20 protein-coding genes are annotated in these 21,852 nt (G+C 34.9%); 8 read left to right on the top strand and 12 right to left on the bottom strand.

Annotated elements, in window-relative coordinates; genetic code table 11:
* The first annotated feature begins 32 nt into the window (after positions 1–32).
* Complete coding sequence (locus E0I26_RS16680) at positions 33–164, top strand: hypothetical protein (RefSeq protein WP_262712065.1); 132 nt, start codon at positions 33–35, stop codon at positions 162–164.
* Between the two features lie 59 nt (positions 165–223).
* Here the strand turns inward: E0I26_RS16680 and ettA are convergent, their stop codons facing one another.
* From ettA to holA, 3 genes are all read right to left on the bottom strand, one after another.
* The gene (gene ettA / locus E0I26_RS15060; RefSeq protein WP_131917269.1) at positions 224–1,918 is read right to left on the bottom strand and encodes an energy-dependent translational throttle protein EttA; all 1,695 of its coding nucleotides are present in this window, start codon (positions 1,916–1,918) and stop codon (positions 224–226) included.
* 75 nt (positions 1,919–1,993) lie between these two features.
* Entirely contained in the window at positions 1,994–2,176 is a 183-nt protein-coding gene (locus E0I26_RS15055; RefSeq protein ID WP_131917268.1) for a CAL67264 family membrane protein, read from the bottom strand.
* A gap of 73 nt (positions 2,177–2,249) precedes the next feature.
* Positions 2,250–3,254: a DNA polymerase III subunit delta gene (holA, locus tag E0I26_RS15050; protein ID WP_131917267.1), complete on the bottom strand. Its 1,005-nt coding sequence runs from the start codon at positions 3,252–3,254 to the stop codon at positions 2,250–2,252.
* A gap of 102 nt (positions 3,255–3,356) precedes the next feature.
* Between holA and E0I26_RS15045 the strand changes: the two genes are divergently transcribed.
* The 3 genes from E0I26_RS15045 to E0I26_RS15035 are packed head-to-tail and all read left to right on the top strand — an operon-like array spanning position 3,357 to position 5,705.
* On the top strand, positions 3,357–3,806 hold the full coding sequence (locus E0I26_RS15045; protein ID WP_131917266.1) for a type I restriction enzyme HsdR N-terminal domain-containing protein: 450 nt from the start codon (positions 3,357–3,359) through the stop codon (positions 3,804–3,806).
* 13 nt (positions 3,807–3,819) lie between these two features.
* A complete protein-coding gene (locus E0I26_RS15040; RefSeq protein ID WP_131917265.1) occupies positions 3,820–4,827 on the top strand; it encodes a glycosyltransferase family 2 protein in 1,008 nt (335 codons plus the stop codon).
* 44 nt (positions 4,828–4,871) lie between these two features.
* The gene (locus E0I26_RS15035) at positions 4,872–5,705 is read left to right on the top strand and encodes an OmpA/MotB family protein (protein WP_131917264.1); all 834 of its coding nucleotides are present in this window, start codon (positions 4,872–4,874) and stop codon (positions 5,703–5,705) included.
* A 100-nt stretch (positions 5,706–5,805) separates the two neighbouring features.
* Here E0I26_RS15035 and E0I26_RS15030 read toward each other — a convergent pair whose 3' ends face one another.
* From E0I26_RS15030 to E0I26_RS15020, 3 genes are all read right to left on the bottom strand, one after another.
* A complete protein-coding gene (locus E0I26_RS15030; RefSeq protein WP_131917263.1) occupies positions 5,806–6,426 on the bottom strand; it encodes an L-threonylcarbamoyladenylate synthase in 621 nt (206 codons plus the stop codon).
* A gap of 112 nt (positions 6,427–6,538) precedes the next feature.
* Positions 6,539–8,878 (bottom strand): ATP-dependent helicase, encoded by a 2,340-nt coding sequence (locus E0I26_RS15025; protein WP_131917262.1) that lies wholly within the window; start codon positions 8,876–8,878, stop codon positions 6,539–6,541.
* A 125-nt stretch (positions 8,879–9,003) separates the two neighbouring features.
* A complete protein-coding gene (locus tag E0I26_RS15020) occupies positions 9,004–9,774 on the bottom strand; it encodes a sulfite exporter TauE/SafE family protein (protein ID WP_131917261.1) in 771 nt (256 codons plus the stop codon).
* Between the two features lie 127 nt (positions 9,775–9,901).
* On the opposite strand from E0I26_RS15020, the gene E0I26_RS15015 reads away from it, so the two are divergent.
* Complete coding sequence (locus E0I26_RS15015) at positions 9,902–10,423, top strand: DUF7935 family protein (protein WP_131917260.1); 522 nt, start codon at positions 9,902–9,904, stop codon at positions 10,421–10,423.
* A gap of 131 nt (positions 10,424–10,554) precedes the next feature.
* Here E0I26_RS15015 and E0I26_RS15010 read toward each other — a convergent pair whose 3' ends face one another.
* The gene (locus E0I26_RS15010; RefSeq protein WP_131917259.1) at positions 10,555–12,618 is read right to left on the bottom strand and encodes a M1 family metallopeptidase; all 2,064 of its coding nucleotides are present in this window, start codon (positions 12,616–12,618) and stop codon (positions 10,555–10,557) included.
* A gap of 103 nt (positions 12,619–12,721) precedes the next feature.
* On the opposite strand from E0I26_RS15010, the gene E0I26_RS15005 reads away from it, so the two are divergent.
* Positions 12,722–13,459: a Dph6-related ATP pyrophosphatase gene (locus E0I26_RS15005; RefSeq protein ID WP_131917258.1), complete on the top strand. Its 738-nt coding sequence runs from the start codon at positions 12,722–12,724 to the stop codon at positions 13,457–13,459.
* Positions 13,460–13,526: 67 nt separating this feature from the next.
* Here the strand turns inward: E0I26_RS15005 and E0I26_RS15000 are convergent, their stop codons facing one another.
* From E0I26_RS15000 to E0I26_RS14980, 5 genes are all read right to left on the bottom strand, one after another.
* Positions 13,527–15,011, bottom strand: a complete 1,485-nt coding sequence (locus E0I26_RS15000) for an aminopeptidase P N-terminal domain-containing protein (RefSeq protein ID WP_131917257.1) — start codon at positions 15,009–15,011, stop codon at positions 13,527–13,529.
* Positions 15,012–15,265: 254 nt separating this feature from the next.
* A complete protein-coding gene (locus E0I26_RS14995; RefSeq protein WP_131917256.1) occupies positions 15,266–15,691 on the bottom strand; it encodes a hypothetical protein in 426 nt (141 codons plus the stop codon).
* A gap of 205 nt (positions 15,692–15,896) precedes the next feature.
* Positions 15,897–16,442, bottom strand: a complete 546-nt coding sequence (locus E0I26_RS14990) for a DUF1697 domain-containing protein (protein ID WP_131917255.1) — start codon at positions 16,440–16,442, stop codon at positions 15,897–15,899.
* Positions 16,443–16,556: 114 nt separating this feature from the next.
* Positions 16,557–17,210 (bottom strand): Yip1 family protein, encoded by a 654-nt coding sequence (locus E0I26_RS14985; protein WP_131917254.1) that lies wholly within the window; start codon positions 17,208–17,210, stop codon positions 16,557–16,559.
* A gap of 116 nt (positions 17,211–17,326) precedes the next feature.
* Positions 17,327–17,992 carry a hypothetical protein gene (locus E0I26_RS14980; protein WP_131917253.1) on the bottom strand — a complete coding sequence of 222 codons (666 nt, stop codon included), beginning with the start codon at positions 17,990–17,992 and terminating at the stop codon, positions 17,327–17,329.
* Between the two features lie 190 nt (positions 17,993–18,182).
* Here E0I26_RS14980 and recG point away from each other — a divergent pair, with 190 nt between their 5' ends.
* Together recG and E0I26_RS14970 are read left to right on the top strand one after the other, a co-directional pair.
* Positions 18,183–20,288, top strand: a complete 2,106-nt coding sequence (gene recG / locus E0I26_RS14975) for an ATP-dependent DNA helicase RecG (RefSeq protein WP_131917252.1) — start codon at positions 18,183–18,185, stop codon at positions 20,286–20,288.
* Positions 20,289–20,743: 455 nt separating this feature from the next.
* Positions 20,744–21,802: an efflux RND transporter periplasmic adaptor subunit gene (locus tag E0I26_RS14970; protein WP_131917251.1), complete on the top strand. Its 1,059-nt coding sequence runs from the start codon at positions 20,744–20,746 to the stop codon at positions 21,800–21,802.
* The last annotated feature ends 50 nt before the right edge of the window (positions 21,803–21,852 follow it).

Here is a 21,852-nt window from a genome sequence, read left to right as displayed (position 1 = left end):
ATAAATTTGGACAATCTTAAATTTAATTAATCATGAAAGACACTTCACTTTTTTCTTGGGATAACGGTTCATTTATAATGATTGTTGTATTCGGTTTAGTAATCATAGGACTGGTTGCCGCAGTTTTCCTTATGATGAATTTCGATAAAAAAATAAAAAAATAGCGCAAAAAAAGAGGATAACCAATGGACATCCTCTTGCTATTATTAAATTAAATTAGAATTTAACCTCTAATTAACTTTCTGTATTTCAATCGTTTTGGAGTTAAATCACCACCCAAACGTTTCTTTTTATTTTCTTCATATTCAGAGAAACCACCTTCAAAATAATACACTTCAGAGTTTCCTTCGAAAGCCAGAATGTGCGTACAAATTCTGTCCAAGAACCATCTGTCGTGCGAAATTACTACGGCACAACCTGCAAAATTATCTAAACCTTCCTCTAATGCACGAAGCGTATTGATGTCCAAATCATTCGTTGGCTCATCCAGTAACAGTACGTTTCCTTCTTCTTTCAAAGTCATGGCAAGGTGTAAACGGTTACGTTCCCCTCCAGAAAGTGTAGCTACTTTTTTGTTTTGATCGCTTCCACCAAAATTGAAACGGCTTAAATAAGCACGTGAATTCACTTGACGTCCGCCCATCATAATCAATTCCTGACCATCACAGAAGTTTTCCCAAATTGACTTATTAGGATCAATATTAGAGTGCGCTTGATCGACATAAGCGATTTTTACGGTATCTCCAATTAAAAATTCTCCAGCATCCGGTTTTTCTTCACCCATAATCATTCGGAAAATAGTTGATTTACCGGCACCGTTTGGTCCGATAATTCCAACAATTCCTGCTTGTGGCAAAGTGAAATTTAAATTATCATATAACAATTTGTCGCCAAATGCTTTAGAAACGCCTTTAGCTTCAATTACATTGGTACCTAAACGCGGACCATTCGGAATATAAATTTCCAGTTTTTCATCCAACTGTTTTTGATCTTCATTCAAAAGCTTGTCGTAGTTCTGCAAACGTGCTTTTTGTTTCGTTTGACGCCCTTTGGCACCTTGACGAACCCAGTCCAACTCCCGTTCTAAGTTTTTTCTACGTTTTGAAGCTACTTTTTCTTCCAGTGCCATACGACCTGATTTTTGTTCCAACCAAGAAGAATAGTTTCCTTTCCAAGGAATACCTTCACCTCTGTCTAGTTCAAGAATCCAACCGGCAACATTATCCAAGAAATATCTATCGTGCGTTACTGCAATAACAGTTCCTGAGTATTGTGCTAAATGTTGTTCTAACCAAAGAACGCTTTCCGCATCCAAGTGATTCGTAGGCTCATCCAAAAGTAAAACGTCAGGTTGTTGCAATAACAAACGACATAAAGCCACACGACGACGTTCTCCTCCAGATAAATTCTTGATTGGCGTATCGCCTTCCGGTGTACGTAATGCATCCATCGCTATTTCTAGTTTGGTGTCGATTTCCCAAGCACCCAATGCATCAATTTTATCTTGTAAAAGCGCTTGACGGTCCATCAATTGCTCCATTTTATCAGCATTTTCATAGACTTCAGGCAAGCCAAAACTATCATTGATTTTGTTGAATTCGTCTAGAACAGCCATCGTTTCGGCAACACCTTCTCTTACAATTTCGATAACGGTTTTACTATCATCTAAAATAGGATCCTGTTCTAAATACCCCACTGTATAACCCGGTGCAAAGACAACATCGCCTTGATAATTTTTATCAACACCAGCTATAATCTTCAATAAAGAAGATTTTCCGGAACCATTTAAACCCAAAATACCAATTTTTGCTCCGTAGAAGAAACTCAAATAGATGTTTTTAAGTACTGGTTTATCTGCTCCTTGATACGTTTTACTCAATTTTGACATTGAGAATATCACTTTTTTATCGTCTGCCATTTTTTTTAATTTAAAATTTAAAATTACTTCGTCTATTCGCTCTTTCAAGCTCGTGTTAACATTTAAAAAGAACTATTAAAGTCTGCCTTTAAGCGAACTAAAAACCCACGCATTAGCCAAAAAACCAACACCTACAGCTCCAAATCCCCAACCTGCGACATCATCGTATCTAAAAGCGCCTAATGCGATCAGCAATAAACCCATTACAATCATTATCAAAGTTGCCCAACCTAAAATAGTGTTTTTATTCATTCCCATAATTGTGGTATTTATTTTAATCCCGATTCCGAAGTCTCGGAATGGGAGTGCAAATATCGGAAATTTTTGTCCTTTAATTAAATATTTTATAAAGCATTTCTCGTAACAAATCGGATTGAGACATCGCATTAGCGCCAACACCTTTACTTTTTACATCAATATCTCTTAAAGCACCAACAATTTGACTCACTTTTTTCATTGGATAGTTTTTTAAAGCCACATCATATTCTTTCAAAAAGAATGGATTTACGCCCAATACTGCCGCCACATTTTTTGGATTTCTGTCTTTCAAACCGTGGTATTTCAGTAATTGGATAAAAAAACCAAAAACCAAACTTGTGGTTACCACCATTGGGTTGTCTTTTGGATTCTGGGCAAAGTTTTCAGCAATAGTATAGGCTTTTAACTGGTTTCGTTCGCCAAGTGCTTTTCGCAATTCAAATACATTAAAATCTTTGCTGAAACCTATGTTTTCCTCAATATGTTTGGGAGTTATGGTGCTTCCAACCGGCAGGATGATTTGCAATTTTTCCAGTTCATTGTTTATTTTACTCAAATCCGTTCCTAAGAATTCTACCAACATGGCATTTGCTTTAGGCTCAATCGAATATTTTTTACCTGACAAAACACGTTTAATCCACTCTCCTACCTGGTTTTCATATAACTTTTTACTTTCGTAAACGACACCGTTTTTTGCCAATAACTTGGTTACTTTTTTACGTTTATCAAGCGTTTTGTATTTATAACAAAAAACTAAAACCGTTGTAGCCATTGGGTTATCAGCATAGCTTTCCAGTTTGTCTATGGTTCTGATTAAATCTTGGGCTTCTTTTACGATGACCACTTGACGCTCTGCCATCATCGGATAGCGTTTTGCGGTCGAAATGATATCTTCTATAGAAACATCTCTTCCGTATAAAACGGTTTGATTGAAGCCTTTTTCCTCTTCGGATAAAACTTTTTCCTCAATATAATCTGAAAGTTTGTCAATATAATACGGCTCTTCACCCATCAAAAAATAGATTGGTTTGATGTTCCCGCTTTTTATATCATTTACAATTTTTATAACCTCGTCCATTTTTATAGTGTTCAGTATTCAGTTGCAGTGTTCGGTCTCGATGTTCTAAATAACTCAAAACTTTAAACCCCAAACTTTAAACTTATTTTATATTTTTGCTTCATGCAAAAACTCAATTTTCAACTTTATAATTTTCGTTTCAAAAATAGCGAAAATAAAGTCTCCATTTTTGATGAAATCAGGAAAAAATTTATCATTCTTACTCCCGAAGAATGGGTTCGTCAGCATGTGGTCCAGTTTTTATTGGAAGAAAAAAAATACCCAAAATCATTGATCAATGTAGAGAAAGTTTTAAAAGTCAATGGCTTGCGCAAAAGATACGATGTTGTGGTTTTCAATTCAGATGGTTCCATTTTCATTTTAATCGAATGCAAAGCGCCAGAAGTAAAAATTGCACAAGCGACTTTCGACCAAATTGCAAGATACAATATGACAATGAAGTCCGAATTTTTGATGGTAACCAATGGATTGAATCATTACTTTTGCCAAATGGATTTTGAAAATGAAAAATATCAATTCCTCCCCGAATTACCAATGTATAAAATCGTATAATCAAACAATCTAAATGAAAATAGCTGTTGTCATCCTGAATTGGAATGGAATTTTATTGTTAGAAAAATTTTTGCCTTCGGTGCTGAAATATTCTCCGGAAGCCACAGTGTATGTTGCTGATAATGCTTCTACAGATGATTCCATTTCCTACGTGAAATCTTTTTTCCCTTCAGTTAAGATTGTAAAAAACGACACTAATTTAGGATTTGCAGATGGATATAATGAAGCGTTGAAGCATATTGACGCTGAACTGTATGCCTTAATCAACTCCGATATTGAAGTGACAGAAAATTGGTTGCAACCCATTCTTAAAACTTTCGAAAATGAGCCAAATACTGCCATAATTCAGCCTAAAATACTCGACTTTAAAAACAAAGAATACTTTGAATATGCTGGTGCCGCCGGTGGTTTTATAGATCAATATGGATATCCCTATTGTCGCGGGCGTATTTTTGACACTTTAGAAAAAGATAATGGACAATACGATGATAATTGTGAAATATTCTGGGCAACCGGAGCTTGTTTTTTTATTAGAAGTGCCGTTTATAAAGAATTAAATGGTTTTGATGATGTTTTTTTTGCACATCAGGAAGAAATTGATTTGTGTTGGCGTGCCTTCAATAAAGGATATAAAATAAAATACATTTCGGAATCGGTAGTGTATCATGTTGGCGGAGCGACTTTACAGCAGGGAAACCCGAAAAAAACGTTTTTGAATTTTAGAAACTCCTTATTGATGCTGACAAAAAACCTTCCTAAAAATAAATTGTATCCAATTCTTTTAGGCAGAATGGTTCTGGATGGAATTGCTGGAATACAATTTCTTATGAAAGGAAAATTCAATCATTTTGTAGCAATATTAAAAGCCCATTTTTCTTTTTACAGACTATTTTTAGATCATTATAAAAAAAGAACTAAATTTCAAGAACAAAAATACTATAACACAAAAAGTATCGTTTACATCTATTTTATTAAGAAAATCGTTGTTTTTAACGATTTATTTAGAACAAAACAAATATAAAAAAGTAACTTTGTCTTTAACATTTAATTAAATTAATACCATTTATGAAAAAAATAGTAATTGCCTTATCTGTATTAGCGCTATTGACTTCATGTGTTTCTAAAAAGAAATACACTGATTTAGAAGCTAGAAATAAAGAAACTCAAGACTTATTAAATACTGCAACAGTAAAATTAAATGCTTGTTTAGAAGAAAAAGCAGCACTTTCAGCTACTGCATCTCTATTAAAAGAGCAAAACCAAGGATTGATAAGTACTTCTAAAGACATGACTATCTTGTCTACAAAAGGAGCAGAAAATATTGAAAAAGCTTTAGAATCTATCAAAGAAAAAGATTTAAAAATCAGCAGAATGCAAGATGCTTTAACTAAGAAAGACAGTGTAACACTTGCTGTAGTTACTAGTTTGAAAAGCGCTGTAGGAATTTCTGATCCAGATATCGAAATAAATGTTGAAAAAGGAGTTGTATTTATCTCTATTGCTGACAAATTGTTGTTTAAAACAGGAAGTTACGATGTAACTGATAAAGCAAAAGGTGTTTTAGCTAAAGTGGCTAAAGTAGTAAATGACAAACCGGATTTTGAATGTATGGTTGAAGGTCATACTGATAATGTTCCTTATAACGGTTCAGGTATTTTATTGGACAACTGGGATTTAAGTGTGAAACGTTCTACTTCTATCATCCGTGTATTAACAACTCAATTAGGTGTTAAACCGGAACAATTGATTGCAGCAGGAAGAAGTTCATACATTCCTTTAGTAGGAAATGATTCTGCTGAAAACAGAGCACGTAACAGAAGAACACGTATTGTTGTTTTACCTAAAATCGATCAGTTCTACGACATGATTGAAAAAGAGATGAAAAAACAAAGACCATAATTCAAATATAATTTGAACTAAAAACGTCTTGAGAAATCAAGACGTTTTTTTTATGTTTTTTACTGAACACTAATCCCGACTCTTCGGGACTGAATACTAATTAAAGAATATCCAAACTTCCTTTACCTTCTCTCACTACAATAGGTTCATCACCCGATAAATCAATAATTGTTGACCCAATATTATCACCATAACCACCATCAATAACCATATCAACTAGGTTTTGCCATTTCTCAAAAATAAGTTCCGGATCAGTCGTATATTCAATCACATCATCATCATCGTGAATAGAAGTGGAAACAATTGGATTCCCTAGCAACTTCACAATTTCTAATGCTATTGCATTATCAGGAACCCTGATTCCGACAGTAGTTTTCTTTTTGAATTCCTTTGGTAGATTATTATTTCCGGGTAAAATAAATGTATAAGGTCCCGGCAAAGCTCTTTTTAATAATTTAAAAGTGGACGTGTCAATCTGTCTTACATAATCGGATAAGTTGCTCAAATCGTGACAAATAAAGGAAAAATTAGCTTTTTCCAGCTTTATCCCTTTAATCTTTGCGATACGTTCTAAAGCTTTGGTATTGGTAATATCACAACCCAAACCATAAACAGTATCCGTTGGATAAATTACCAACCCACCGTCTTTTAAAACCTTAACTACTTTGGCAATTGCCGCTTCATTAGGTTTGTCTTCGTATATTTTTATAAATTGAGCCATCGGATTTAAGATTTTTGATTAACGATTTTTGATTTCCTATTTAAAACTTCAGTCATCAGATTTTAGATTTACTCAAACTGTCACTGAACACTGAAAAACTGACCACTTGGTACTATCCTATAATATCCAGTTTCGCAAAGCGTAACAATAATTTCTTTATTCCACCAACTTCAAATTTGATTTCGGCTTTTTTATCTGCTCCCACTCCTTCAAGGTTTAAAACTTCGCCTTTACCAAAACGTTCGTGCATTACAATATTTCCGGAAACTAATTTATTATCAAACAAATTCGCACTACCGCTTGAAGTTGCAGTATTCGATACAGGTTTCAATTTACGAATATTTATATCCAATTTGGGTTCATTATCGGTAGTATGTTTTAGAGGTGGTGTTCCATTTGCTGGTTTTGCCAGACGCAATCTAGATTTATCCACATCTCCAAAAATATCACTGTCAATCATTGGTTTATACCTGTAATTTGATTCGGCCGGTGTTAGATATTCTAAATACTGTGCGTCAATTTCCTCAATAAATCGGGAAGGTTCGCTGTCAGTCAATTTTCCCCAGCGATAGCGCGATTGTGCATACGTCAAATACGCTTGATGCTCCGCACGTGTCAAGGCCACATAGAACAAACGACGCTCTTCTTCGAGCTCACTTCTCGTACTCATACTCATTGCACTCGGAAACAAATCTTCTTCCATTCCCACCACAAAAACATGAGGAAATTCTAATCCTTTTGCCAAGTGAATCGTCATCAAGGCCACGCGATCCTCATCACTGGTATCTTTGTCTAAATCTGTTGCCAAAGCCACATCTTCCATAAACTCAGACAAGGCGCCACGAGCCCCATCAATTTCTTTTTGCCCTTCGGTGAAATCCTTGATACCGTTTAATAGTTCCTCTATATTTTGAATTTTTGCCATCCCTTCCGGAGTGGCATCTTTCTTTAATTCTTGAACCAATCCTGTTTTTTTGGCAACGTGATCGGTGATGTAGAATGCATCCTGATTTTCATTAATTACCTGAAAACTCTGAATCATCGTTACAAAATCTTGTAATTTTTGTTTGGTTCCCGAATTCAGCTTCAAGTCAATTTTATCAATGTTCTGCATCACTTCCCAGATGGAACGTTTGTAGTGATTGGCTGCAATCGTAAGTTTTTCGACTGTTGTATCTCCAATTCCGCGAGCCGGATAATTGATTACACGAACCAAAGCTTCTTCATCTTTTGGGTTGATAACCAATCGCAAGTAACACAATACATCCTTGATTTCTTTCCTTTGATAAAAAGACAAACCACCATAAATTCGATACGGAATATCTCTTTTTCTGAGCGCATCTTCCATCGCACGGGATTGTGCATTGGTACGATACAAAATTGCAAAAGAGCCGTTACTAAGCTGGTTTTGCATTTTTTGTTCGAAAATCGTACTGGCCACAAAACGCCCTTCTTCGGCATCGGTCATACTGCGATGCACTTTTATTTTTGGACCAAAATCATTCGCAGTCCAAACTATTTTATCCAGCTTTACCTTATTCTTATCGATAATGGTATTTGCTGCTTCCACTATATTTTTTGTCGAACGGTAATTTTGTTCCAGTCTAAAGGTTTTCACGCCTTCATAATCTTTCTGGAAATTCAAAATGTTGTTGATATTCGCTCCTCGAAATGCGTAAATACTTTGCGCATCATCGCCCACCACACAGATATTCTGGAATTTATCCGATAAAGCACGAACAATCAAATATTGTGAATGGTTCGTATCTTGGTACTCATCCACCAAAATATATCGGAAACGGTTTTGATATTTGGCTAAAACTTCCGGAAAACGAGTCAATAATTCATTGGTTTTCAACAACAAATCATCAAAATCCATCGCTCCGGATTTAAAACATTTATCAACATAATTTTGATAAATCTCCCCTAATCTTGGCTTTTTAGCCATCGCATCTGCTTCTTGTAATTCGGGATTGTTGAAATAGGCTTTTACCGTAATCAAGCTATTTTTATAACTGGAGATTCTGCTTAAAACCTGTTTTGGTTTATACACATCTCTGTCCAATTGCATTTCTTTGATAATCCCGGAAATACAACGCAATGAATCTTGGGAATCATAAATCGTAAAATTCGAAGGATATCCCAAATGATCGGCTTCGGAACGTAAAATCCTGGCAAAAACCGAGTGAAATGTTCCCATCCAAAGATTTTTTGCCTCACTTGCGCCTACAATCTGAGAGATTCGGGTTTTCATTTCCCGTGCCGCTTTATTGGTAAACGTAAGCGACAAAATATTGAAAGCATCAACCCCCTGATTCATCAAATAAGCAATTCTAATAGTCAACACACGCGTTTTCCCAGAGCCCGCACCAGCAATGATAATCATTGGCCCGTCTTTTTGAAGAACAGGTTCACGTTGGGCTTCGTTGAGTTGATCGATATATTTATGCATGGAGAAATTTAAATTTATTATGCAAAAATAAGAATTTAAGATTTAGAAAACAGGTTTAAATTACAATCATAATGAGTTCTGATTTAACCAAAAATTCACTTGCTATAAAGTCATTAGCAAAGTTGCTAATCTTTAAAAAAGACATCGTACGCAAAACGAATTAGAGTACCGACAACCACAACCAAAAAGAAAATCCGAATAAAACTATTTCCTTTATTGATGGCTAATTTAGCACCAATCCAACCGCCAAGAGCATTACTGGCAGCCATAGGCAATGCAACCGCCCAAATTATTTTTCCTTTTAAAATAAAAAGACAAATAGAACCAAAGTTAGTCGCCAGATTCACCATTTTGGCATTTGCGGAAGCATGCAAAAAATCGAATCCCATAATGGCAATAAAAGCCACCACCAAAAAACTTCCGGTTCCCGGGCCAATAAATCCATCGTACAAACCAACAACAAAACTGATTCCAATAGCATTCCAAATTTGGGTTCTCGAAGAATGATTTTTCTCTATATGTTGCCCAAAATTTTTCTTGGCGTAGGTATAAATCACTAAAAAAGAAAGAACGACCAGCAATAACGGCTTCATGAAATCATTGCTCACATACGTCAACAGAGTAGAACCTAAAAATGCCGAAGGAAATGCCAAAAGCATCATGATAGCCAGCAATTTCCAGTTCATGTCCACTTTTTTAAGATACTGATAGGCCGCAAACGAAGTCCCACTAAAAGCGGGAACTTTTAGCGTACCAATAACGGTTGAAACTGGAAGATTCGGCAATAAAATTAACCCCATAGGTGTTTGTATCAAACCGCCGCCACCAACAATGGCATCTATAAATCCTGCAGCAAAAGCAGCTAAACAAAGTAAAACTAATATGTAGGTTTCCATTTAACTAATTATTTATTATTCCCGTAGTGATTGGCAAAAATACCATTCGTATTGATTTATTGCTATTAAAATGGAATTGATTTATAGCCAAAAAAGTATATTTTTGCTTTTTAAATTATATCAAAACATGGATACTACAAAAATTATAGAATTACTAAGTTATACGTTACCGGCAATTGTTACGGGTCTTGTTGCCTATTATTTTTTTGATCTCCATACCAAAAACGAAGAAGGAAGACGTCGTTATTTATTGAACAAAGAAGCTCAAAAAAATGCGTTACCCTTGCGTTTACAAGCATATGAGCGCATGTCATTATACATGGAACGCATCAATCCAACTAAATTATTAATTCGGATTGCTCCAATTTCTAACGATAAAAACGATTATGAAAATCTGATAATTACACAAATCGAACAAGAATTTGAACACAATTTAACCCAACAAATATACATGTCAGATGAATGTTGGACCATTATTGTCACGGCAAAAAATGCTACAATACAAATGATTCGAAAAGCCAATATGAGTGATCGTGTGGACAATGCCGATAAATTACGTGAAGTACTTTTAAGTGATTTGATGGAAAAACAATCCCCGAGTAATGCTGCATTGGCTTACATCAAAAACGAAGTGGGTCAGTTGTGGTAGAATAGTAACACCATTTCTTTAATGAACTTATATTCCTTACATGGTTTGTATTTGCCACCATGTAAGGAATATAAGTTCATTAAAGTTAAAAAAAGACCACAAGAAATTATGTTTGTAATTGACATATATTCCTATTCCTTCAACAATCGATTCAATTGAAACTGTTCGGCTTCATTTAAATCAGGAACAATTCTTTCCAAAGAAACTCTCATTTCCGGATTTTTCAATAATTTTCTAATGTTATCTCTACCAAATTTCGAGAATTGCCACATGTGATGCGTAGTTGCATTTACCAAATTTCCCAAAACGACATCATTTATTATTTTGAAAGTAAGCAATTTCTCCAAAGCATTTTGCCTTGTATTCGCTTCATAATTTATGGACGAATACTGTATTAATTCGTTTGCCAATGCTACTTTATCTACCGTATAATCGGGCGTCGATAAGGCAAGTGTCAGCCACAACGTCCTTAAATTATAATCATTGAAACCCATCCAGGTTTTTGATTTATCTAAATATTGAATGCGTTGCTCCGGAAAATTATTCCATAAATTATACAACGCTAGTTCTTGTGTTTGATAGGATTTGTCATCCAATAAAGTTTCATATTGGGCTCTAAAACTTTCCGAAATTTCATTTAATGATGCTGCAACCGCTTGACGAACTGGAATACTTTTAGTTTCTAAAGCTAAAATAAAAAGGCTCGTTACATCTTCCAATTTTTCATTTTTCAATTGGTTTACTATTGCTTCTTTTACCGTAAAATGCACCTCAGACTGGAGAGTTTTTTTTAAAAAATCTTTTTTCTCGAACAACGGTTTATTTTTTAATTTCTCTACTTCAAACAATATCTGAATTGATTTGTTTTTAACCAATAAACTATTGGCTTGTTGGGTATTAAAAACAGTTGTTTCAAGCCATACTTTACTAAAATTATCCAAATTATAATCTGATACTTTTTTGATTTCAGCAAAGAAATCTGGTGTATTCACACTCTGAAACGCATGTTTTTTCAAATAGTTTTTTACCGCTTTTTTAAATGCCTTATCGCCTATTTCTTCGTGTAAAACAAAAAGTGCCCAAGCGCCCTTTTGATAGAAAGTCAATGAACTGGCTTTGGCATTCAAAACGGGAATGGTGTCCGTTCGGGAAGCAAATTTCAGTTGTTGCGCCGACTCATATAATTTCGAATAAAAATAATCTTCTCCATAGATTTCCTTTTCGGCTAGCAACGCATAATAAGTGGCGAAACCTTCCTGTAACCAATGGTGTTTTCCACTTTCGGCAGTGACTGAATTTCCAAACCACTGATGGACTAATTCATGCGCATTGACATTCGTGTAACTCCTGTCCTCAAAACCTACAGAATCGACCACAAAACGCGTGTTGAAAAGCGTTGCTGATGTATTCTCCATTCCGGCATACAAGAAATCCCGAACAGGAACTTGTTTGTAAATTCCCCAAGGAAACTTCACTCCTATTTCCTTTTCTAAAAAATCAAACATTCTTTTTGAATCGCGAAACGTTGGTTCAAATTTGGCAACGTCTTTTGACTCCAAATACATTTCTAAAGGAATTCCAGATTTTGATCTTTGGATGTTTTTTTCAAATTTACCGATGGCAAGCATCAATAAATAAGAACTCATTGGTTTTTGCATTTGGTATTGCCAAACCGAAAGTCCATCAAGTCCTGATTTAAATTTCAACGTTCCATTTGAAATTACCTGATAGTCTTTATTAAATACGACATTCAAATTGAAAACCACTTTTTCATTCACATCATCAAAACTCGGAAACCAATGACTGGTATATTTTCCTTGTCCCTGTGTCCAAATTTGCACATTATCATTTGCTTCTGAACCAATAAAATATATCGTTTGCTTTGGCTTTGCCGAATACTGAAAAGTCAGATTGTTTTTTCCTTTTTTAAACGGAAAAATAATTTGTAATTGTTTCTGTGTATTGATGTAATTAATTGATTTTCCGTTCAGTTTTAAATCAGAAAATTCCATATTTTGAGCATCAATTTTAATGGTATCAATAGATTTCAAAACGTCAAAATCATAATCGATAGCGCCAGAAACTGTTTTTTCAATCGAATTTACAACTATTTTCCCCAGAACCGATTTAAAATCAACAAATTGGGTTTGTTGGGCGAATGTAAACGTGGAAATAAAAAAGAATAGGTATTTCATTATTAGGGCATTTAATGCTGCGATTCCCAAAGTTACAAAGGTTTCTCAAACTAATCCGACAAATTTTGTAAGTTTACCTCCAGAAAATCACAAGAAAACTACATTGAAAAAGAAAGCCCTATTTAATTGGAGCAGCGGAAAAGATTCTGCGCTAGCCTTATATAAAACCCTACAAAATCCCGAAATTGAAATTGCCTGTTTACTCACCAGCGTAAACCAGCAGTATCAACGTATTTCGATGCACGGTGTTAGAGTTGAATTATTGGAACAACAAGCCGAAAGCATCGGATTGCCGCTTGAAATCATGCAAATTCCCGAAATGCCCACGATGGAAGTCTATGAAAATGTGATGCGCGAAACATTGGCTAAACTAAAAAAACAAGGCGTAACGCATTCTATTTTTGGCGATATCTTTCTGGAAGATTTGCGTAAATACCGCGAAGATAAATTAGCCGAAATAGGTTTCGAAGGCGTTTTTCCACTTTGGAAAATCCCAACTCACGAAATCATTCAAGAATTTATAGGCTTAGGCTTTAAAACGATTGTGGTTTGTGTCAACGAACGATTCTTGGATAAAAGCTTCGTTGGTCGCGTGATCGACCAAGATTTCATCAATGATTTACCTGAAAATGTAGATGTTTGTGGCGAAAACGGCGAATTTCATACATTCACTTTTGACGGTCCTATTTTCTCGAAACCAATTAATTTTGAAATTGGTGAAATCGTGTACCGAAAATACGAAAAACCAGAAAAAGAAGATTCCTCGGATACCGCTTGCGACACGAGTGCTTCTGATGCATTTGATTTTGGATTTTGGTATTGTGATCTGGTTCAAAAATAATTTAAATAAAAAACTCCGAAGTCATAAGACAACGGAGTTTCATTTTTATAGAATCTGAAAGAAATTGCTAATCCAAACTTGGCACAGAAAAAGTATCCAAAACACTTTTTTCATTCATAAGAGCTTCAATTTCATTTGATTTCCTTGGTGCTTCACCAGATAAATTTACGGGCCCATTTGTGGTAATCAAAATATCATCTTCAATTCGCACCGCAATTCCCCACCATTTTTTATCACAATCACTACCGTTAGGAATGTAAATTCCCGGTTCAACTGTAATAACCATATCAGCTTCAAAAGCATTATACAAACCCGGATCGTGAACATCTAACCCAATGTGATGCGAAGTTCCGTGCGGGAAATATTTTCTGGACTCTTGTTCTGTTTTAACAATTCCTAATTTCACTAAACCGGCACTGATTATTTTACGAGCAGCATCATCCGGCGCATTAAAACTATTTCCCACTTTTGCGGCAGTAATTCCCGCTTCTTGAGCTTCATAAACCAAATCATAAATTAATTTTTGTTCAGTAGAAAATTTTCCATTAGCAGGAATTGTTCGGGTTACATCAGCAGTATAGCCATGATATTCCGCTCCTAAATCCATCAAAACCAAATCATTTTCGACTTTCATTTTACTGTTTTCAATATAATGCAACACACAACCGTTGTTCCCTGCACCCACGATTGACGGATAACCCTCAAACTCGCTGCCGTACTTTTTATAGACAAATTCGTGAATTCCCTGTATTTCCGTTTCAGACATTCCGGGATGCATCGCTTTCATTACTTCACGTTGTCCCATTGCCGAAATCCGAACGGCTTTTGTCAACAAAACCAACTCTTCTTTGGATTTTTTCTCGCGCAAACTCGCCATATACGTCAAAATCGATTGGGTATCGATAGTCGCTTTTTTTGCGCTAATACTTTTTTTAAGCCCTAGTTCCTTTTGTAAATTCGAATCCGGTTGTGGAATTACTTTCTCGTTATAACCAATTTGGGATTTAAACGCTCCAATTAATTTGTATAAATCGGCTTTCTCATTTTTCGAATTTCGGGTATCTTCTTCAAATTCTTTAAAAAAAACAGTGTCAAAATTTACATAATCAATCCCCGAATTTAAAAATGCTGCCCCATTCAAAGCATTTTCAAAACCTAACTCTTTTTTAGCGCCTTCTGTTCCTAAACGCACTCCTGTCCATTGTTCCGCTCTTGGATTTTTTTCCTGAACATACAGCAATTCATGGAATGATTTTCCGTCTTTATTGGTTTGATTGTTCGAAAAAATAACCAGAACTGAATTGGGTTCTTTGTATCCTGTTAAATAATAAAAATCAGGATCTTGATGGTAGATAAAATCCACATCATTGGCTCGGTTCCGAATGGGATTTCCAAAAAACACCGCCACACTATTCTCAGGCATTTTAGCACGCAAGGCTTCTCTGCGCTCTTTATGGAATTGAGCCGACAAATAATCGTTTGGATTTCCGTTTTGTGCTATTGAAACACAAACAAAAAACACCGTAAAAACAAAAGAAAGTTTTAAATTCATAGCGCTAAAATATTAGAGTTTTGCAAAATAAAGACGAGGTTTTGAATGAATTAATTAGTACGTAAATATAATTTTTTTGTGTGTACAAACTAATATTTTTATTGAAAGACTGATTCTTTTATTCGTTTAAAAATAGAAAAAGAGCACCAAAAGTTTTTCAACTTCTGAGTACTCTTTAGCAAAAGTGCTTCATCATTCTAAAATTAACCAAAACTAAATTTTATGAAAAATGGTTTTTAATAAGCACTTATAATTTACTTTTTGTATTCTAATCCTGGACCGTCACAGCTTTTCCAAGTACTGGACAAGGAATTATTGACAGTCAAATACAACACTTCTTTTAGATTTCCGTAACAGTTGCCTATAAGTTCGCTGTCATTGGGATATGTTAATTCAAAATAAATTCCGTCTGATTGAGTTGTAGTCGTGTAGGTTCCCGAAATCGAAGTTTTAACCAAATTTCTTTCTCTGGATTTTGTAAATGTTCCGTTAGTGTTGAACAAATAAAATTCCTGCCATTCCATTGCTGCGCCCGTAGTTTCAGAATTAGGAATAGAACCCGACATCGAGACCAAAGTCCATTTCCCATAATAACCAGTGCTATCCATTGTTACAGCATCATCCTTTGAACAAGAACTAAAAACAGAAAGAAAAGCAACAAGAATAACAAGATTTTTCATATATCAGTTTTTACAGATAATATGTAGATGAGACATTATACAAAAGGTTGCGTCAAATTATATTTTTTTTTTCTAAAGTCAAACAGTCACTTAAATTGATACTATTTATCGGTTTGCAGTTACTTATAAATCAATAGCCGCAGATTCACTGATTTTAAAAATCTGAGAATCTGCGGCTTATTTTTTTACTTGCGAAGTGCTTTACTTATCTTTCCTCGTAGAGTTTCAGCAACTGTGTCACCGTATTCCAATTGCGGATTGTAGCGGTAACATTCAGTTTTTTCTCGATGTATTTTTGGTCGAATCGGGTCTTTCCGGCTCCAACAGCGTATTTAATAAAAATTCTGCTGGCATCAATACTGGCTTCATCCGGCTTGAATTGGCTTATTTTCAAATCATTCATGCTGGTACTTTGCAAGGTCGTAGAAATAAACGCTACGTATAACTTTTTGATATCAATGTCCTTTTCCTTCAAGAAAGGATTGTTCTTGAAACACGCTTCCAAGTCTTCTTTGGCAATAACCACAATAGGCACTTCATGACCAAAAACCTTGAAAATTTCCTGCTTGATTAGAAAACCAACTTTTGCAGGACTTTCTTCTTCTGTATCCACAAAAACATTTCCAGACTGTATGTAAGTTAGCACATTTTGAAAACCAATGGCTTCCAAAGTCGTTTTCAGCGCCTCCATTTTTATCATGTTGTGACCGGAAACATTTATGCCGCGAAGCAATGCGAGATGAGTTGTCATTAATTTAAGCTTTTTTATTTTTGCGAAGATATTGTGTTTAAGTCAAAATTCCCATTTTAACCTAAATGTAAATGCTTTATCTAAAAATGCTGGTTTTAAATAAAACCACGCTAGCTAATCTATAACTTGAAACAGAAAAACTAAAACCAAAATAATAAAAACAAATAAAATTGCAGGCAATAATAAGTTTAAGATTGATTTACCTATAGATAATTTCTGTACTTCTGATATTCCAATTACGCACAATACAAGCGACCAAATTCCAAGTGCAAACTCAACAAAAAGGATAATATATAATACAATACTTTCCGTCGAGACCAAATTATACAAGTCATTATCTGATTTGAAAAGTTCATTGCCATAAATTGCAATTTGAGGTATCAGTAATATTAAAATAAAAATCGATGGAAAAAAAGCATATGCAAAAACTCTTAAAATGGATTGCGTATTTCCCTTTCCGTTCATCCAACTACCAGTCCAACTTATCAATGCAGAATAGATATAATAAGTAATCCAGCCAAAAAGCCCCCCGAAAATTACACAAATTGCTATTATCGTCCAAATGGAATAATTATCACCCATATTTTTCGTGGAAGCTCTATCAAAAGTTCTAACCATACCGGCAAGAAATAATAAAATGTACAAATGTTTCTCATATTTGTAATCATTTATAAATTTAAAAGCTTCTCTTGGGGATATCAATAATTTAAAAAAAATATCTTTCTCAGAGATTTTAGTTCTTTCAAGAGGATGTTCTAATTCATTCATTTTTTAAAGCTTTTTGTTTTGTGAAGATAATATATCTGGAAAGAATTTTTATTGTATAATTATACACAAATTCCGATAAACATAACATGAAGTAAGAAAATTATAATAATCAAGATTTATTTGTTTTCCTTGACCGCAATAATCATATTATGCACAAAATAATAAAGTGATATTGCTAAAATCCAAATGCTTAAAATCACAGATGATTTTTGTGTGAAATTTAATGTTGAAAAATCTATAATAAATTTCTTAATCCATATAAACTCAAGAATAAAAGGAACTAATACAAGACCACTTATCGGAAAAATTAGAATAGCTCCAAAACATCCAAATTTTGATTTTCCTTTATAACTTAAATTCCCAAGTTCTCCATAAATAGAAAAGGGAAGTATTGTTCTTGTAAAATCGTCCATATGTAAAGCATCATATTGAGTTGAATCTTTAAAGCTGAAAAAATCTATCGTAAATACTTTAATTATTTTATGCAATTCTGCTTTATGAGCACTTATTAGAATATATCTAAATATTAAAAAAGCAAAGACTAACGGAATAAAAATCTTTATAGAATTTATATCTTTAATAGATAAAGGACCAATTTGTATGCTATCTGTTTGCGAAATGTCGGCCATATAGAAAAGTAAAATTAAAATCAGCATTATAAGAGCTATTAAATTATTTTCTTTCTCAATGTCTTTACATTTTGCCAATAAAGCTGATAGATAAATATTTAATTTATCATCAGTATTATTCCTGAGTATTTCTGTTATTTCACCGTTTTTCATAAATTTTATTGTAAGTATAGTAACCGAATGTAAGTTTCAAATATACAAATTTTCTTACTCTATTTCCAAACATTCCCATTTCCAAATTTCCAAACAAAAAACTATCTTCGCTCCATCAAATTAAAAATCCGTTTTAATCTGCGTTTTTGCTTTTGCAAATCCGTTTCATCCGTGTCCAAAAAAAATCTAAATGCAAAACCTCCTACTAACTCCCATCGAATACCTCAAAGGCGTTGGTCCCAATCGGGGCGAATTGTTGCGTAAGGAATTGGGAATTTATAAGTACGTGGATTTGGTTAATTTTTTTCCAAACAGATACATTGACAGAACACGGTATTACAAGATTAACGAACTACAGAATAATATTGCCGAAGTTCAGATTATCGGTAAAATCATCAATATCAAAACCGTAGAATTTGGCAGAAACCAAAAACGATTGGTCGCGACTTTTGTGGATGATACGGGCCAAATGGAACTCGTTTGGTTTCAAGGTCACAAATGGATTCGGGAAAGTTTAAAGCTCAATGAAATCTGTGTAATTTTCGGGAAATGCACTTCTTTTGGAAATGCGTTCAATATGGCGCATCCGGAAATTGAATTGATGACCGAGCACGAACAAAGTCTGCGTTCTGCGATGCAACCCGTTTATCCTTCGACAGAAACCTTGACAAATCGCGGGATTTCGAATCGGGTGATTAATAAACTGATGCAGCAATTGTTTCTGGAAACACAAGCGTTGTTCACAGAAACTCTACCAGATTATTTAATCAACGAACTCAAGCTGATTCCTAAAAAAGCGGCTTTATTCAACATACATTTTCCAAAAAGCGCAGACGTTTTGGCGAAAGCCAAATTCCGATTAATCTTCGAAGAATTGTTCTTTATTCAGTTGCAATTAATAACTAAAAACCTGATTCGGAAACATAAAATAAAAGGACATCCGTTTGCAACCGTAGGCGAATATTTCAATGATTTTTATCAGAATCATTTGCCTTTTCAACTGACGAATGCCCAAAAAAGAGTCATCAAAGAAATCCGAACTGACATGGGTAGCAACGCCCAAATGAACCGATTGCTGCAAGGCGACGTAGGTTCCGGAAAAACAATTGTCGCTTTTATGAGCATGCTTTTGGCACTTGATAATGGTTTCCAAGCCTGCTTGATGGCGCCCACGGAAATCTTGGCGAACCAGCATTTTATTGGTTTAACTGAATTAGCACAAACATCAGACATCAACATTCGGATCCTAACGGGTTCCACCAAAATAGCGCAACGCAGAATTATCCATGAAGAACTGGAAAACGGCACGTTACACATTCTCATCGGAACGCATGCTTTACTGGAAGACAAAGTAAAATTTAAGAATTTAGGGCTTGCTGTTATTGATGAGCAACACCGTTTTGGAGTGGAACAGCGCTCTAAATTGTGGAAGAAAAATGTGATTCCGCCTCACGTTTTGGTGATGACCGCCACGCCTATCCCCCGAACTTTGGCGATGAGTTTGTACGGGGATTTAGATATTTCGGTGATTGATGAACTGCCTCCGGGACGAAAACCGATTCAGACCGTTCATCGTTTTGACAGCAACAGACTAAAGGTTTGGAAATTCCTTCGGGACGAAATCGCTTTGGGAAGGCAAATTTATATTGTCTATCCGTTAATCCAAGAATCGGAAAAAATGGATTTCAAGGATTTAATGGACGGTTACGAAAGTATTTCCAGAGATTTTCCGTTGCCACAATATTCGATTTCCATACTTCACGGAAAGATGAAACCGGCGGATAAAGATGCTGAAATGAAACGCTTTTCGGAAGGAAAAACCAATATTATGGTCGCCACAACCGTAATTGAAGTCGGCGTGAATGTTCCCAACGCCAGTGTGATGATTATTGAAAGTGCGGAACGTTTTGGATTATCGCAACTGCATCAGCTTCGCGGTCGCGTGGGGCGTGGTGCGGAGCAAAGTTATTGCATCCTGATGACGAGTCATAAATTGAGTTCTGACAGTAAAACCCGAATGGAAACGATGGTGCAAACGAACGATGGTTTCGAAATTGCCGAAGTCGATCTTAAACTTCGTGGTCCGGGAGATTTAATGGGAACCCAACAAAGCGGCGTTTTAAATCTTCAAATTGCCGATTTGGTTCGAGACAGAGATACTTTGGCTTTAGCCAGAAATTATGCTTTGAAATTACTTAAGGAAGATGCTGGAATGCAAAAACCGGAACATGCTGCTTTGAGAGCAGTTTTTATCGAAATGACCAAGAAGAAAAACATTTGGAATTATATTAGTTAAATCAATATGTGGCATACATTTTTTTAAACATATAAGAAATATAAGTTCATTTAAGAAATTGGCTCGTTATAATTTTAACACCCAAAACTTACTTTAAAACCCTATCAATCAAAATTTTGTTTGATTTGTTTATTTTAACAATCCCCCATTTAATAATAGTGAAACTGATATGAACTTATATTTCTTATATGTTTCAAATTACGCTATTAAATTTATTTCCATAAAAAGCTTTCTTTTTTCTATTCTTGATTAAACCATTTGATTTTTTAATAGTCCTACACTATAAAAAAGGTGTGATTGCTTTCTCCCATTTGTATGTGCCATATTTTTAAAAGTTAATATTTGTATGTACAAACGTTAAATAAAAATTAACAAGATCACAATTCCCATTTCTAAAAGCTAAATTTGTTTTTAACTAAAAATACTGAAACCTAATCCTACTTTACTCTATACCTATGAAAATTAAATACCTAGTTTATGCCTTGTTAACTATCGGAATCATTGGATTTATTGGCTACCGAATCACAGAAAATAAAAGTAAAAACGGAGATTCAAAAGACCAAAAAGGAAAAGGCAAATCCATGAGCGTTAACGGAATTGTGGCAACCCCTCAAACTTTTGACAATAATTTATCCCTTTCCGGTTCTATTGAAGCCAATGAGCAAGTCGAAATTCGCAGTGAAGTTTCTGGAATTGTTGAGGCTATTTATTTTCAGGAAGGAAGCAACGTGAGCAAAGGACAGGTGCTTTTTAAAGTAAATGATTTAGAGTTAAGAGCGCAATTGAGACAAACTTCTACCCGAGAAGGATTGGCTTCTGAAAACGAAAGAAGAGCTAAATTGTTATTACAAAAAGAAGCCATCAGTCAGGAAGAATATGATTTGGCCAGAGCCGATTTAAAATCTGCGCAAGCACAAAGTCAGTTGATAAAAGCACAAATCGCAAAAACATCGGTTAGAGCGCCATTCTCAGGAAGAATCGGATTGCGTTCTATTTCACCGGGAACCTATATTACACCTGCCATTTTGGTGGCGAAATTAGTAAATACGGGAAAGCTAAAAATTACTTTTTCAATCCCTGAAAAATACGCCAATCAAGTAAAAACAAATACTACAATCAGTTTCACGGTTTCGGGTTCTACTGAAAAGTATACTGCTAAAGTATATGCTATCGAGCCTGAAGTTACAGTAGCTACCAGAACATTACAAGTTCGTGCGATTGCAGATAACAAAAACGGAAAATTATTACCCGGAACATTTGCTGATGTCGAATTGCCTTTGGATATCATAAAAGATGCTATCGTTGTGCCAACAGAAGCAATTATTCCAGTACAAAACGGTAAAAAAGTTTTCATCTCCAGTAATGGTCAGGCCAAAGAAGTGATGGTAGAAACTGCCACAAGAACGGATACCTCTATTTTAGTACTTTCAGGTTTGAAAGCGGGTGATACCATTATTACCAGTGGTGTTATGTCTCTAAAAAATGAAACTCCTGTGACCGTTAAAATAAAATAATTTTAAAAGTTATAAATTATGAATTATGAGTTACACAGTGTAACTCATAA

This window comes from Flavobacterium rhamnosiphilum, assembly GCF_004349195.1.
GTDB lineage: Bacteria > Bacteroidota > Bacteroidia > Flavobacteriales > Flavobacteriaceae > Flavobacterium > Flavobacterium rhamnosiphilum.
The sequence above is the reverse complement of the archived record's forward strand: the minus strand, read 5'-3'. Positions and strand labels throughout refer to the sequence as shown.